Annotated in this window: 12 protein-coding genes and 4 pseudogenes; 6 read left to right on the forward strand and 10 right to left on the reverse strand. The window is 39.1% G+C overall.

What is annotated here, in order from left to right:
* Positions 1-21 precede the first annotated feature (21 nt).
* The 9 genes and pseudogenes from MAQA_RS11440 to MAQA_RS11480 all read right to left on the reverse strand — a co-directional run bounded on the left by MAQA_RS11440 (position 22) and on the right by MAQA_RS11480 (position 7,898).
* Positions 22-787, reverse strand: a pseudogene (locus MAQA_RS11440) (ribonuclease HII).
* Positions 765-1,646: a ribosome biogenesis GTPase YlqF gene (gene ylqF / locus MAQA_RS11445; protein WP_036074073.1), complete on the reverse strand. Its 882-nt coding sequence runs from the start codon at positions 1,644-1,646 to the stop codon at positions 765-767. Before ylqF ends, MAQA_RS11440 begins: the two are co-directional and overlap by 23 nt.
* Positions 1,647-1,657: 11 nt before the next feature.
* The gene (gene lepB / locus MAQA_RS11450; RefSeq protein ID WP_420911947.1) at positions 1,658-2,146 is read right to left on the reverse strand and encodes a type I signal peptidase SipZ; all 489 of its coding nucleotides are present in this window, start codon (positions 2,144-2,146) and stop codon (positions 1,658-1,660) included.
* 167 nt (positions 2,147-2,313) lie between these two features.
* A complete protein-coding gene (sipY, locus tag MAQA_RS11455; RefSeq protein ID WP_036074077.1) occupies positions 2,314-2,865 on the reverse strand; it encodes a type I signal peptidase SipY in 552 nt (183 codons plus the stop codon).
* A gap of 108 nt (positions 2,866-2,973) precedes the next feature.
* On the reverse strand, positions 2,974-3,480 hold the full coding sequence (gene lepB / locus MAQA_RS11460) for a type I signal peptidase SipX (protein WP_277619984.1): 507 nt from the start codon (positions 3,478-3,480) through the stop codon (positions 2,974-2,976).
* 170 nt (positions 3,481-3,650) lie between these two features.
* Positions 3,651-4,911: pseudogene (gene clpX / locus MAQA_RS11465) on the reverse strand (ATP-dependent protease ATP-binding subunit ClpX).
* Positions 4,912-5,073: 162 nt separating this feature from the next.
* A pseudogene (gene tig, locus MAQA_RS11470) lies at positions 5,074-6,358 on the reverse strand (trigger factor).
* Between the two features lie 114 nt (positions 6,359-6,472).
* Entirely contained in the window at positions 6,473-7,411 is a 939-nt protein-coding gene (locus MAQA_RS11475) for a hypothetical protein (protein WP_036074083.1), read from the reverse strand.
* A gap of 271 nt (positions 7,412-7,682) precedes the next feature.
* The gene (locus MAQA_RS11480; RefSeq protein ID WP_036074084.1) at positions 7,683-7,898 is read right to left on the reverse strand and encodes a helix-turn-helix domain-containing protein; all 216 of its coding nucleotides are present in this window, start codon (positions 7,896-7,898) and stop codon (positions 7,683-7,685) included.
* Between the two features lie 147 nt (positions 7,899-8,045).
* Between MAQA_RS11480 and MAQA_RS11485 the strand changes: the two genes are divergently transcribed.
* The 4 genes and pseudogenes from MAQA_RS11485 to MAQA_RS11500 all read left to right on the forward strand — a co-directional run bounded on the left by MAQA_RS11485 (position 8,046) and on the right by MAQA_RS11500 (position 11,100).
* Positions 8,046-8,468, forward strand: coding sequence for a helix-turn-helix domain-containing protein (locus MAQA_RS11485; protein WP_036074086.1), 423 nt, complete (start codon positions 8,046-8,048; stop codon positions 8,466-8,468).
* A gap of 70 nt (positions 8,469-8,538) precedes the next feature.
* On the forward strand, positions 8,539-8,955 hold the full coding sequence (locus tag MAQA_RS11490) for a helix-turn-helix domain-containing protein (protein ID WP_036074088.1): 417 nt from the start codon (positions 8,539-8,541) through the stop codon (positions 8,953-8,955).
* Positions 8,956-9,037: 82 nt separating this feature from the next.
* Positions 9,038-9,872, forward strand: a pseudogene (gene proB / locus MAQA_RS11495) (glutamate 5-kinase).
* The gene (locus tag MAQA_RS11500) at positions 9,856-11,100 is read left to right on the forward strand and encodes a glutamate-5-semialdehyde dehydrogenase (RefSeq protein ID WP_036074089.1); all 1,245 of its coding nucleotides are present in this window, start codon (positions 9,856-9,858) and stop codon (positions 11,098-11,100) included. The pseudogene proB and the gene MAQA_RS11500 overlap by 17 nt, the downstream one beginning before the upstream one ends.
* Here the strand turns inward: MAQA_RS11500 and MAQA_RS11505 are convergent.
* Positions 11,053-12,036, reverse strand: a complete 984-nt coding sequence (locus MAQA_RS11505; protein WP_077913617.1) for an alpha/beta hydrolase — start codon at positions 12,034-12,036, stop codon at positions 11,053-11,055. The genes MAQA_RS11500 and MAQA_RS11505 overlap by 48 nt on opposite strands.
* Before the next feature lie 192 nt (positions 12,037-12,228).
* Between MAQA_RS11505 and MAQA_RS11510 the strand changes: the two genes are divergently transcribed.
* Together MAQA_RS11510 and treP are read left to right on the forward strand one after the other, a co-directional pair.
* Positions 12,229-12,693 (forward strand): hypothetical protein, encoded by a 465-nt coding sequence (locus MAQA_RS11510; protein WP_036074091.1) that lies wholly within the window; start codon positions 12,229-12,231, stop codon positions 12,691-12,693.
* Between the two features lie 185 nt (positions 12,694-12,878).
* A complete protein-coding gene (gene treP / locus MAQA_RS11515; protein ID WP_036074093.1) occupies positions 12,879-14,369 on the forward strand; it encodes a PTS system trehalose-specific EIIBC component in 1,491 nt (496 codons plus the stop codon).
* Positions 14,370-14,376: the final 7 nt, after the last annotated feature.

Below are 14,376 nucleotides of genomic sequence, written 5' to 3' on the forward strand. Positions count from 1 at the left end.
TTGATTTTTCATAACAAATAGTTAAGCAAAAAACGATTTTACTGGAGCGAAACTCACACGATGAATTGGACAAGGTCCAAGTTTTTCCAGACCTTCAAGGTGCTTTTTCGTTCCGTATCCCATATTATTTTGGAAATCATATCCCGGATAAATCAATTCAAATTCACGCATCATCCGGTCTCGTTCCACTTTAGCTAAAATAGAAGCTGCAGCAATGGAAATGCTCTTAGTATCGCCTTTAATGATCGAGCATTCTTTTTCGGAGTGACCAAGTGGCATGGCATCGATTAACGTATAGTCAGGAGGGGGCGAAAGCTTCTCTAAAGCCTCTTTCATCGCACACTTTGTCGCCTCGTAAATGTTGATTTCATCGATCACTTCATGAGAAACGACGCCAATCCCATAGGAAATCGCTTGTTTTTTGATTTCTTCACTATAAAAAAGACGCTTCGTTTCACTGAGTTGTTTCGAATCATTCATTCCTAATAGTTCAAAATCCTCCCGCAAAATTACCGCTGCAGCGACAACAGGACCAGCAAGCGGGCCTCTTCCCACTTCATCAACTCCTGCAATTTGCGAATACCCTTGCTCTCTGTAAAACAGCTCATAAGCTTTCATTTGTTCAAACTGTTCGTGCAGCTTTTTTTTGCTTATCTAAACGTTTTTCAGCTGCACTTACAAGTTTGATTATCCCTTTCCGTGAATCTTCTCGAAAGCTTAGCAATTCTTCCTCAGAATTCACCGCAGCAAGTAGCCGTTTCACTTCAGCAATCGACATTTTCTGCATGTTTCATCTCCTCTTTTTCTGGAAAATCAAAAGAGAGTCTTCCCACTTTTTGTGTTCGAATCTCACGTACCACAAGCTCCGCTGCACGCCCGTAATCCGCTTCACCGTATCTATCAAGAAACCCTTTCCGTTCTGCAATTTCTTTCAGCCACTCAGCCCCAGTATCGCTCTTAGACGCGACTTGATTCCACTGTTGAAACTGATTGGGGTAGTGCGTATGGATAAAGGTTAAACCAAACCCTGCAATATCTTCCATGTTTAGCAAATCGTCCTTAATCGCACCAGTTAAAGCTAGCTTATAACCCACTTCTTGATCTTCAAATTTCGGCCACAAAATCCCTGGTGTATCAAGGAGTTCCAGTGCCTTCCCAACCTTTATCCATTGTTGCGCCTTCGTCACACCCGGTTTATTTCCTGTTTTGGCAATATTTTTCTTGGCAAGTCGGTTAATCAAAGTGGACTTCCCGACATTTGGAATCCCCAAAATCATTGCTCGAATAGCCCGAGGTCGCATTCCGCGTTCTCTTAAGCGAGCGAACTTTTCTGCCATTAAAGCCTCAGCAGCCTTTTCAATCGCATGCATGTTCTTTCCTTGCTGCGAGTTCACAGCAACCGCTATAAGTCCTTTTTCTTTAAAATGTCGAATCCAAGCTTGTGTTACCTTTTCATCTGCCATGTCTGCTTTATTTAAGATGATCACCCTTTTTTTCTGATGAATAATCTCTTCAAGCATGGGATTGGAAGATGAAACAGGAATTCGTGCATCCACTAACTCAAAAATCACATCTACTAACTTTAATTTTTCCGTCACTTCACGGCGCGCTTTGGCCATATGACCTGGAAACCACTGAATTGTCATCATCTATACTCCTACTTTATAATTTTTGCATTATCAATTGGCCAGTAACTAAGTGGTGCAGTTCCAAGGACTTTGCTTTTAGAAATCGGCCCGACAATACGACTATCACGGCTAGCTCTTCTATTATCTCCCAAAACAAAATAAGTATCTTTTGGAACTTTACCATCTTTTAGCATTTCTTTCGTGCTATAGTTTTCCGTTAAATAGCCTTCCTTCATCTTTTTTCGATAAGTATCTAAATAAGGCTCCTCATACCTTTTCCCGTTCACATAAAGCACATCAGATCTATATTCAATTTCATCGCCAGGAAGCCCTATAACACGCTTTATATAATCTGTCTTTCCTTCACGAAACACAATCACGTCAAAACGTTCAATTTTGTCAAAGCGATTAATGATAACTCGATCCCCGTCCCGTAGCGTTGGCATCATCGAAACACCATCAACCATGATTGGGACAAATAAATAAAAGCGAATTATCAGTGCTAAAATTATCGCCACGACAAGCGCCCAAATCCACGCCCAAAGTGTTTTTAAATTTTTTTTCTTTCACAACTTGCACCGCCTCAATCAAACTTCCGAGCCTCTATGTGTTATTATAAACGAAAAAAAAGCTCGCTGAATAGCCAAAAATCCGTGAAGTAGCTTCACGGATTTTCCATTATATTTTATTTTTTGCCAAAGTTCATAACAACACCATCTACAGCGGATGAATTAATAAAGCCAAATATTCGACTGTCCATGCTACCTTCACGGTTATCTCCCAGAACGAAAAGTTTACCATCAGGAACCGTTGTGGAACCCGTGATATCTTTCAGCGTAAAGTCACCATCACCATCTCCTGGCTCTCGGTAGGTCTTCATGTCCTTCGCCAAATAAGACTCATTTTTCTTTTTGCCATTCACATAAAGCGCACCGTTCTTAAATTCAATTTTATCGCCTGGAACTCCGATTACACGTTTGATGAAATACTTCCCTTCATCTCCCGTTGATACCGGTGCATCAAACACAATTTTATCAAATCGGTCAGGTTTTGTTATCTTTTCAATAAAAATCCGGTTACCATCTTCATACGTAGGGTACATTGACATGCCATCAACTTTTACTGGTGCAAATACAAAAGTACGCACAAGCATTGCAATCCCAATTGCAACTAAAATGACAAGTACCCAGCTAAGAATTTGTCTCCAAATGGATTTTTTCTTTACTTCTTCTGTCATAAAATTTCTACTTCCTCTCAAAATAAGCCTGCTTCTCGTCAAATAGTTTTTTCTTATTATCCCATTAATCATTTTGATTGTAAAGAAAACAAGTTTGCTGGCTATTTCTTAGCGTTTTAGTGAACTGCCAAATGAAATAACTTTTCCAATTACATCATCTTCACTAATAAAGCCGATGTAGCGACTATCTTTGCTGATACGCCGATTATCACCAAGAACGAATAAATGATTTTTTGGCACAACTTTTGCATTTTTAACTGCAGGCAAATCTTCAAGTTTGAAGTTATTCGTTAAATAGCCATTTGCAACTTTTTCTTTTTCCCCTTCTAAATACGGTTCATCATATTTTTTACCATTAATATAGAGGGTATCTTTTTTGTATTCAACCTTATCTCCTGGAAGCCCAATCACTCGTTTAATGTATTCTGCACCTTTTTCATCAGGTGCTGGAAAAACAATAATGTCAAACCTTTTCGGCGTTGAAAGTTTATTGATAAATAAATGTTCACCATCATGAAGTGTTGGATCCATGGAATCTCCGTAAACCGTTACCGGCGAAATCAAAAAATAGCGAATCGCAAAAGCTACTACTAAAGCGATAATTATCACTTTCAGCCAACCGAAGATAGACGAAAAAAAAAGTACCTTTTCCTTGTTCTTTTTTCATCCCTTCAATTCCTCTCTAAATGATTTTATTAAAGTATAGCATGAAAAATAGGTGAATCAAAGAAACACTCCAAAAAAGCAAAAAGCCAGCACTTTAATAAAAAATGCTGGCTTTTTCCTCATGCTGAAGTTTTAGTCGGGATCAGAGAGCCATCATTTAGCTGCATCTGTGGATATTCTTCTCCCGTCACGGCTTCTTTCGTAATGATACACTTCACGATATCATCTCGAGATGGAATCTCAAACATCACATCAAGCATAATACGTTCAATAATGGAACGAAGACCACGCGCACCAGTTTTTCGGTGGATCGCTTCTCTAGCAATTTCAAGAAGCGCTCCGTCTGTAAATTCAAGTTCAACATCATCTAGTTCCAACATTTTTTGATATTGTTTAACAAGCGCATTTTTAGGTTGCGTTAGGATAGAAACCAGTGTTTCCTCATCCAATTGTTCAAGCGTTGCGATTACTGGCAAACGTCCGATAAACTCAGGAATTAAACCAAACTTGAGCAAATCTTCCGGTACTACTTTTGAAAGATAAGTTTCATCTTCATTAAGCACTTCATTTTCAGTGCCAAATCCGATCACTTTTTCTCCCATACGGTTTTTTACGATTTGTTCAATTCCGTCAAAAGCACCACCAACAATAAACAAAATGTTACTTGTATCAATTTGAATAAATTCTTGATGCGGATGTTTTCTTCCTCCTTGAGGCGGAACACTTGCTACAGTACCTTCTAAAATTTTAAGAAGAGCTTGTTGCACACCTTCCCCCGAAACATCTCGAGTAATAGAAGGATTTTCCGATTTACGAGCTACCTTATCAATTTCATCAATGTAGATGATGCCTTTTTCAGCTTTTTCTACATCAAAATCCGCCGCTTGAATCAGTTTTAGCAAGATATTTTCAACATCTTCCCCAACGTATCCCGCTTCAGTAAGCGAAGTCGCATCTGCAATGGCAAATGGAACATTTAGAATACGTGCAAGCGTTTGAGCAAGGAGTGTTTTCCCGCTTCCTGTAGGACCGATGATACAGATATTACTTTTTGAAAGCTCTACATCGTCCTCTGTTGATTCATTGGAATTAATACGCTTATAGTGATTATATACCGCAACAGAAAGTGCTTTTTTTTGCTCGTTCTTGACCAATTACATAATCACTTAAAATCGAACGGATTTCATGCGGTTTTGGTACATTCCCAAAATCGACTGCTTCCGATACGTTCAGTTCTTCTTCAATGATCTCGTTGCAAAGTTCGATGCATTCATCACAAATATATACGCCTGGGCCAGCAACAAGTTTTCTAACTTGGTCTTGTGTTTTTCCACAAAAGGAGCACTTAAGTTGACCTTTTTCATCATTAAATTTGAACAAATTCACTTCACCCCTTCATATCAATGGAATCGAGGTTTTCCAATTCCTTGTGATACTAATGATAGCACCACCACTTCAAAAATACTACTCATCTGATTTATAAAAAAGAAAGGACATGAGAGTCTTCTCGTGTCCTTCTTTCACAAAAAACGATTTTCCTTCTTATTTTTCGACAGCACTGTCTACTAAAAGATCAATCGCTTTACGGATTTTAAGGTCAGCTTTTAGTTCACTCAAGTCACCAAGCGCTTGACGAACCGCATCTTTTTCCATTCCGTATTTTTCTGCAAGCGAGCTTACTTCTTCATCGATTTCAGCTTCTGCTGGCTCGATGTTTTCTGCATCAGCAATCGCTTCAAGAACTAAATTCATTTTCACGCGTTTTTCAGCGTCTTTTTCCATTTGTTCATGCATTGTTTCTTCTGTTTGACCAGTAAATTGGTAGTAGAGCTCTGGTGTCAAGCCTTGAGCTTGTAAGTCTTGAGTAAAGTGGCTCATCAAGTGATCCGCTTCATGATGGATCATTGCATGTGGAATGTCCACTTCTGCACCAGCTACAGCTTTTTCAAGAACTTCATCTTGTTTTGCTTGACTCGCTGCATCTTCTTTTGCTTCTTTTAGACGCTTAGTCGTTTTTTTCTTTAAGTTCTGCCACTGTTTCCACTTCAGAATCGATATCTTTTGCAAGTTCATCGTCCAGTTCAGGAACTTCCTTAGTTTTGATTTCATGAACTTTTACTTTAAATGTAGCAGGTTGTCCAGCTAAATCTTCAGCATGATATTCTTCAGGGAAAGTGATCGAAACTTCTTTTTCTTCGCCAGCTTTTGTTCCAACTAGTTGTTCTTCAAAGCCAGGAATGAATTGACCAGATCCGAGTTCAAGCGAATAGTTGTCCGCTTGTCCACCTTCAAATGGTTCACCGTCTTTGAACCCTTCAAAATCAATGACAACAGTATCGCCATTTGCTGCTGGCTCATCTTCTTTTACGACAAGATCAGCTTGACGCTCTGTTAGATTTTTAAGTTCTTCTTCTACTTCTTCGTCTTTAAGTTCAGCATCTTGTTTAGCAACTTCTAGTCCCTTATAGTCGCCAAGCTTAACTTCTGGTTTTACAGTCACTTCAGCTGTTAGTTTCCAGTTTTCCCCTTTTTCCATAGATTCCACATTTACTTGTGGCGTATCGACAGGATCGATTCCAGCTTCTTCTACAGCTCGAGTATAGACTTCTGGAAGGATGATATCAAGAGCATCTTGATAAAGCGCTTCTTCACCAAAGCGTTGATTAAAAATTTGACGTGGTACTTTTCCTTTTCGGAATCCAGGTACGTTTAAAGTTTTACGAACTTTTTGGAAAGCTCGGTCAAGACCTGTTTTAATTTCTTCTTGATTAATTTCAAAAGAAAGGGTTCCTACATTACCTTCTTTTTTTTCCCATTTTACTGACATGGTTTTATTCCCTCCATCATCTATTTAATTAAATGTAAATAAGTTCATGACAAGTTTCAGCCATACCCCTATATTTTAACATAAAACCCACTTGATGAAAACAGGAAAGCCGATTTAGAGTAAATAATTTTGTTGATGTTCCTCTAAATTTCGAATGAAAGAAAGGGCTTCATTCAGTTCTCGTGTCGGTTCGATATCCAAGAAAGCGCCATAAAGATCGCTTGCAAACAATAAATAAGCATCTTTCCAGAGCGCGGCATCCCTTGGCTCAAATGTAAAAGGATAAAGCATGAACGCATGATGCTGAACGGTTTGCAGTAGTTGCTCAAGAAGTGTTGGGTTTTCACTTTCGAGTCGCTCTTTTAACAAACTCAAAACCTCGTTTGCAAACGCATCTTCCCCTAGAAAAGAAACATCAATAGGATTAAACTCCCCCTGAAGCCCTAGCTTACGAACTTCAAACAACTGATTTATTTTTTGTTCTTGCAATAACTCGAATAAAATAGATTGGACAAAGGGTGATGCTGCGTTATCTTCTAACACGGTTTTGAAACTCTCTACAAAAGGCTCAATTGATTCAAGCCTGATTTTTTGTAAGAATTCTAGTTGCTCAGCTACTGGTAAACGAGTCCAGTTTTCTCTTTGTGCTTTTGTCACTAATTTTTTGGGAAACGGAATCACATTATGGTTCGATTGCTTCGTATCCGTTTCTACTTGTTTTTCTTCTTCCTCAGTAAAATAGCGTACCAATGAAAAATAAGTATCCATTTCATCTGTGTTCATATAGGAAAGCGCAAGTTCCGTTAAAATTTCCTTATTATAACCGTTCATGGTTAAAAAGGATCGCCCAATGTGTTTTGCCATTTCATTTTCGCCAGTTTCTGTATACAGACGAACAAGACCTCTTGCAACCAGTTCATTACAAGGATCTAATTCATACCGATTTTCTAAAAAAGTAAGTGCTCTCACTTGTTCTTCTTGATTTAAAATGTGATGTTTTCCCTCCAACCAATTTAAAATGAAGGTTGGAAAGTCTTTCCCCTGATCGGTCATCGTTCGAACCCGCCCCTATTCACAAGATTGCTCGTTAAGCTAATTTGCTTTATTCTATATTTCCTCTGTTACGTTGTCAAGTTCACAACTGCACAATTCAATTCCTATTTCTTTCTAATGTCATCTGAATGAAACTATTTTATCATACGAAGCTATTGATAAGTAGAAAAGTATGACAAAATGTCGATTTTTTGTAACATTTCAAGCATTCGATGAAGGACGGCTTCATAATAACAAAAAAAACACGGCACAATGTACCGTGTTTTCTTTCTTAATCACAAAAGTCACTTAAATCACAGTTTAGAATCTCACTCAAGATAACCGCATTTTGATAAGAAAGCCTCACGGTTCCTTTTTCCACATTTGCATAGCCGCTCGTATATTTATATCCCATTTTTCGAGCGACAAATGCCTGTGTGATTCCCTTACTCAAGCGGATCTCTCTGATTTTGGCTACATTGATATTCTTAGTCTTTAGTTGATCCATTCATCTAGCCTCCTAACACATACTGAGTTGTCTATTCTATTCTATCAACACGTTATGCATTTGTCAATAAAATTAAACTTCGAATTGTGTTGTTTTATTCTTATTTTGTGTATATTCATGTATAATAACTACGAGGAGATGATAAACATGACGAACCTAAGCAAACAGCTCACTCTTTTACGGGAGAAACAAGGCTGGACGAAAAGAGAAACAGCACGTCGCCTTGGATTAAAAGCCCCGTCGACTTATGGAAATTGGGAATATGGCATTCGCGAACCCGATCTTTCCATGGTCAAAGAAATTGCCAGTTTATACGATGTTACAGTCGACTACTTAATTGGCGATACAAATTCTTTAAAAGAAAAATCTCGAAAACCCCCTAAAGACATCCAACTGGAACTAGAAAATTTGGCTACCGAACTAGAAAGTCCAACCCCCTTTTATCTAGGCGCGGACATTTTGAAACCCCACACTTCAGCTTTCTTGCAAAAAAACATTTATTTCATCTTGGAAAATGCCGAAAAAATCAATCAATTAGATGGAGTAAACTCAAATAAAAACTCTAAATAAAAGACAATTTGTGTTTTTATTGGCTTTATAGTTTCATTTTGTGTATAATTTAGGCGAAGGGGTGAATCATTTGGTAGGTTTTAGTCAACGTTTGAAATTATTAAGAGATAAAAAAGGCTGGTCCAAAGTGGAGACTGCACGTAGGTTAGGTTTAAAAGCGCCTTCTACATATGGAAACTGGGAATATGGACTTCGTCAACCTGATCTTGAAATGGTGGCAAAGATTGCCGAATTGTTCGGTGTTAGTGTGGATTACTTATTAGGAGAAAATAACATCCCTTCCTACGACCTCGAAACTAAAGAAAAGCAAGCCGATATCTTATACCGTTTAGAAAAAATTTGTGAGGATATTGAGTATGAGTCCGGCTTGCAGCTGGGCAAAAACACATTATCTGAACCAGCTGGTGAATACATTTTAGACAGTCTCGCCTTTATGATTAAACAAGCTAAAAAATGGAATCAAATTGATGAAACGCCTAAATCCTAGGCGTTTTTTTCTTTTCTTGCTATTAAATATTTAGTTTTTTTTGTAGTACAATGGATGTATTCTATTTTAAAGGAGACCCGCTATGCGAAAATCACTTCATTCATGTAAACGCATTGTCGTTAAAGTCGGCACAAGCACATTGATGCATTCTAACGGGAATGTCAATTTACGCACCATCGAAAAACTCACCCGCGTCCTTTCAGAATTGCGTAATGAGGAAAAAGAAGTTGTCCTTGTTTCTTCTGGCGCAATCGGCGTTGGACTTAGAAAACTTCAACTTGAAACGCGACCTACTTCGATCCCCGAACAGCAAGCAATCGCGGCTGTTGGTCAAAGTGAACTGATGCATATCTATTCCAAGCTCTTTGGAGAATATGGTTATCCAGTTGGTCAAATCCTCCTTACACGCGACGTTACAGATTATCCTACTAGTCGCGAAAATGTCATCAATACTTTTAATACACTTCTCAACCAAGGCATCATTCCCATTGTCAATGAAAATGATACTGTTGCTGTCGAAGAAATCGAACATATCACGAAATACGGTGACAATGACCGCTTGTCTGCTATCGTCGCTAAACTTATCAATGCTGAACTTCTTATCATGCTTTCTGATATTGATGGCTTTTATCACGAAAATCCACTTCTAAACCCTGCAGCTGCTATGTTTGATGAAGTGCATGAAGTCACTGATGAACTCTTACAACTCGCTGGCGGCAAGGGCTCTGAATTTGGAACTGGTGGCATGCTAACAAAACTTGCAGCAGCAGACTATTGTTTGAAAAATGACCGACAAATGGTTCTCGCAAATGGAGATGACCCAGATATTATTTATGACATTATTGCAGGAAAAAAAAATCGGGACGTTGTTTACCAATTTAAAACAGGAGGCATCCTCTCATGAATCCATTCGTTGATCTTGGAGAAAAAGCACAAAAAGCAAGTAAATTTCTCGCTCTTTCTGACGCGGCAAGTAAAAACCGTGTCCTTGCATCTTGGAGTGCTGCTTTACGCAACAAAACCAAGCAAATTTTAGCCGCTAACCAAAAAGATCTGGAATTAGCAAAAGCACAAGGTATGAAAGAAACAATGATGGACAGGCTACTATTGACCCAAGAGCGACTTGATGAAATCGCAAATGGGGTAGAACAAATTATCGCCCTTCCCGATCCAATTGGAACGGTTGATGAGATGTGGAAAAATGAAGCCAACTTAAATATCGGCAAAAAACGAGTTCCGCTCGGGGTAATCGGAATCATTTATGAATCTCGCCCCAATGTGACGGTTGATGCTGCCGCGCTTACATTTAAATCAGGAAATGCAGTGATTTTACGAGGCGGGAAAGAAGCTTTCCATTCGAATCAAGCCCTTGTTAAAGTCTTACAAGATGCTTCTAAATCAGCCGGATTTCCGAAAGAAGTCGTTCAATTTATCGAAGATACCTCTCATGAAACTGCCCGCGAATTTATGAAGTTAAATGAGTACTTGGATGTTCTTATCCCTCGAGGAAGTGGCAAGCTCATTCAAACCGTTGTTGAAAATGCTACCGTTCCTGTCATCGAAACGGGTGTGGGCAATTGCCATATTTATATGGATAAAGCGGCTGAAATGGACATGGCTATTGATATTTTGGTGAACGCCAAAACTTCTCGTCCATCGGTCTGCAATGCGGCTGAAACCTTATTAATCCACGAGGACATCGCTCCCCGTTTCTTGCCAGAAATTGAAAAACGCCTTGCTCCGTTTGCTACCGAGCTTCGTGCAGATAAACAAGCCGGACAGTTCTTAGAAAATTTTGTACCAGCGACAGAGGCTGACTTCGAGACTGAATTTCTTGATTTTATTTTAGCGGTGAAGGTCGTCTCAAACATTGATGAAGCGATCGCACATATTAGTCGGTACGGCACCAAACATTCGGAAGCCATCATCACAAGTGACTACTTTGCGGCAAATCAATTTCAAAATGAAGTGGATGCAGCGGCTGTTTATGTCAACGCCTCTACTCGCTTTACGGACGGCTTTGAATTTGGTTTTGGAGCAGAAATCGGCATCAGCACACAAAAACTTCATGCTAGAGGGCCGATGGGACTACGTGAATTAACGACCACTAAGTATGTTATTTTTGGTGAAGGACAAATACGTTAAAAAAGAAGCGAACGTTACCGTTCGCTTCTTTTTTTGTTCTATCCAGTTTATAATATCTGTTATGACGGTTTCTTTCCCAACTTCGTGTATCAATTCGTGCCTTGCTCCTTCATATAATTTATAGGTCACATCTTTAACCCCTGCTTCAGAAAGTTTAACCGCAAGTTTCGGTATGTCTTTCCCATAATGCCCTACTGGATCTTCTGTTCCAGACAAAAGTAACACGGGAAGCCCGTTAGGCACACTCCACACATTTTCTTTAATCTGCGATGCTAAAATCGCTCGAAACAATGTATCAAAAAAACCGGAAGTGCCGACAACTGGTCCGCAAAGTGGATCCTTCGCAAAAGCTTCTTGCACAAGAGGATCACGTGATAACCAACTATATGGATGCTTTTCATGGAAAGTATGATTAAAGCCCAAAAAAGCTAGCTTATTTAGCAAATGATTTTTACGTGCTGGATATTTTTTTACAAAATGACTTGCAAGCCTTGTAGCTGCAGCAAGAAGGAGCGTTGGCTGTAAACCGCTTCCGGCTAGGATAACTCCGTCCAATGAATGGCGTGTGATGAAAACGCGCGTGATGTAGCTTCCCATACTGTGTGCAAAAATAAAATAAGGCAAGTCAGGAAATTTTTGTTCCATGTGATGCTTGACGATTTCCTGATCTTGTAGCATCATTTCAAGCCCATTACTCGGCTCAATATGCCCAAGCTCTGCCTCTGATTTCGCGGTTAAGCCAAAACCACGATGGTCATCTGCCACAACAAGATACCCCGCTTGATTTAATTTTGAAGCTAGTTCCGCGTATCTCCCACTATGTTCGTTCATCCCGTGGACAATCTGCACAATGCCAACTGGCTTTTCAACCTCAGACCATTCCCGAATGAAAATCTCATCCCCATCATATGTAGCTAGTTTTTGTTCTTTTACCATGTTGTTTTATCCCCCTATGCGCTTTTTATCATTATACCCATGTTATACGTTTTCATAAACTTGTTAAAATAGGTCTTTTGGAGCAAACGTTCAAAACCTCACCTTCGATGGATTTATTTTTCGTTTTATGGAAAAACTTAATTGCTCACAAATTCACATTATGATATTCTATCAAAGAAGGAGCTGATGAAAATGAATCAGAGTTTAGCACATTTACAGATGTTTGATTATTTACTTAAAAAATACCGGGATAAAGAGGTTTTTCCAGATAGCAAAATGGTCGTAGAAATTGATGGCAAGCTTTGGACAGGAGATTTCATTCACTTAGATGACTGTCAAATTGTCGAAATCGACTGGGATGATCAGCGTTATACACGTGTTCCAAAAACACGTGCAGCGATTAATGATGAATTCGATATGAGCATTCAAAATTCGAATGTCAATGTCAGTGAAAATCGATTAGATGCAAAGCTTGCTAAAATTAAAAACTTGGAAATCCTTTATCAAGAAATCACGCAATTTGTGAGCCAAATCAAAAATGAAAGCACTTCGCTAAAGCCCTATTTATACGGAGCTTACTGCCTTGATACACGTGTTAAGTTGCCTTTCCTTGATGTGACTGGAAAAGCTATCCAAGTCGTTGCTTTAAGCAAATAAAAAGTAGACGCGTTTCTCAAAGTTATTCGAGAAGCGCGTTTTTTATGCAGTTACCGTCACCTACTCTAACCCATTATTTTGTATTTATTTACTAAAAACGAAAAAAAATGGTTGCGCTTTCAGTTTCTTTATAGTATATTTTGATTACAGAACTTGTATATACAAGTTAAAAAGGAGGAAAAGTCATGGCAAAATATGCAGATGACGCAAAAGCGCTTTATGAACTCGTTGGAGGCAAAGAAAATATTTCATCTGTCACACATTGTGCGACGCGGATGCGCTTTGTTTTGCAAGATCCAGATCAAGCGGACATCGAAAAAATTGAGGCTCTCGCTTCTGTAAAAGGTACATTTACACAAGCTGGTCAGTTTCAAGTGATCATTGGAAATGATGTCCAAGAGTTTTACAATGAGTTTGTTTCTATAAGCGGAATTGAAGGCGTTAACAAAGAAGAAGCTAAGACAGATGCAAAGAAAAATATGAGTTTACTACAACGCATGCTCGCAGCTCTTGCAGAAATTTTCACTCCGTTAATTCCTGCGATTGTCGTTGGTGGATTGATTTTAGGTTTTAGAAATGTCATCGGAGACATTAAGATGCTTGAGGAAGGTACAAAAACGATTGCCCAAGTTTACCCTTTCTGGAATGGGACTTATAACTTTTTATGGTTGATTGGGGAAGCGATTTTTCATTTCTTACCTGTCGGCATCACTTGGTCGATTGCTAAAAAAATGGGAACAACACAGATTCTTGGGATCGTTCTCGGGATTACCCTTGTCTCTCCGCAACTTTTAAATGCCTATGCTGTGGCTACAACAAAAGCAGCTGATATTCCATTTTGGGATTTTGGATTTGCACATATTCCCATGATTGGATATCAAGCGCAAGTGATCCCTGCCATGCTCGCAGGTTTTATGTTAGCCTATCTTGAAATTGGACTACGTAAAATTGTTCCTAATGCTGTTTCTATGATTGTAACTCCTTTCTTCTCTCTTGTTCCAACTGTACTCGCGGCTCATCTTATTCTTGGACCGATTGGTTGGAAAATTGGAGATGTCATTGCAAATGTCGTTTACAGCGGTTTAACAAGTTCACTTAGTTGGTTGTTTGCGGCTCTCTTTGGTTTCTTGTATGCCCCGCTTGTTGTAACGGGACTTCATCACATGACAAATGCGATTGACCTTCAACTCATGAGCCAGTTCCATGGAACCAATCTCTGGCCAATGATCGCCTTATCCAACATCGCGCAAGGATCTGCAGTTTTGGCTATTATTTTCTTGCACAAAGGAAACGAAAAAGAAGAACAAGTTTCCATCCCAGCAACGATTTCTTGTTATCTCGGAGTCACAGAACCCGCCATGTTCGGGATAAACTTGAAATATCTCTATCCTTTTGTAGCTGCGATGATTGGTTCGGGCATTGCGGCTGTCATTTCCGTTTCTAGTGGGGTTATGGCAAACTCGATCGGTGTTGGTGGGATTCCTGGAATTCTTTCCATCAAGCCGCAATATTACTTGATTTTTGCGTTTTGTATGCTTATCGCCATTGTAGTTCCATTTATGCTTACGGTTCTGTTCCGTAAATATAATATTTTAAATAAAGTCGATCAAGCACCGATTCGCACATTCGGAAAACGAGAATTCCGAACAGATTCCAAAAAAGCTAGCAATCTTTAATGAAAGA

The sequence above is a fragment of the Listeria aquatica FSL S10-1188 genome, assembly GCF_000525795.1.
Taxonomy (GTDB): domain Bacteria; phylum Bacillota; class Bacilli; order Lactobacillales; family Listeriaceae; genus Listeria; species Listeria aquatica.

Excerpts from the sequence above, each read along its gene's own strand:
- MAQA_RS11480 (WP_036074084.1), bottom strand. The coding sequence starts at position 7,898 with ATGGATCAACTAAAGACTAAGAATATCAATGTAGCCAAAATCAGAGAG.
- MAQA_RS11505 (WP_077913617.1), bottom strand. The coding sequence starts at position 12,036 with ATGGTAAAAGAACAAAAACTAGCTACATATGATGGGGATGAGATTTTC.
- ylqF (WP_036074073.1), bottom strand. The coding sequence starts at position 1,646 with ATGACAATTCAGTGGTTTCCAGGTCATATGGCCAAAGCGCGCCGTGAA.
- MAQA_RS11500 (WP_036074089.1), top strand. The coding sequence starts at position 9,856 with ATGAATCCATTCGTTGATCTTGGAGAAAAAGCACAAAAAGCAAGTAAA.
- MAQA_RS11485 (WP_036074086.1), top strand. The coding sequence starts at position 8,046 with ATGACGAACCTAAGCAAACAGCTCACTCTTTTACGGGAGAAACAAGGC.
- sipY (WP_036074077.1), bottom strand. The coding sequence starts at position 2,865 with ATGACAGAAGAAGTAAAGAAAAAATCCATTTGGAGACAAATTCTTAGC.
- MAQA_RS11475 (WP_036074083.1), bottom strand. The coding sequence starts at position 7,411 with ATGACCGATCAGGGGAAAGACTTTCCAACCTTCATTTTAAATTGGTTG.
- MAQA_RS11510 (WP_036074091.1), top strand. The coding sequence starts at position 12,229 with ATGAATCAGAGTTTAGCACATTTACAGATGTTTGATTATTTACTTAAA.
- treP (WP_036074093.1), top strand. The coding sequence starts at position 12,879 with ATGGCAAAATATGCAGATGACGCAAAAGCGCTTTATGAACTCGTTGGA.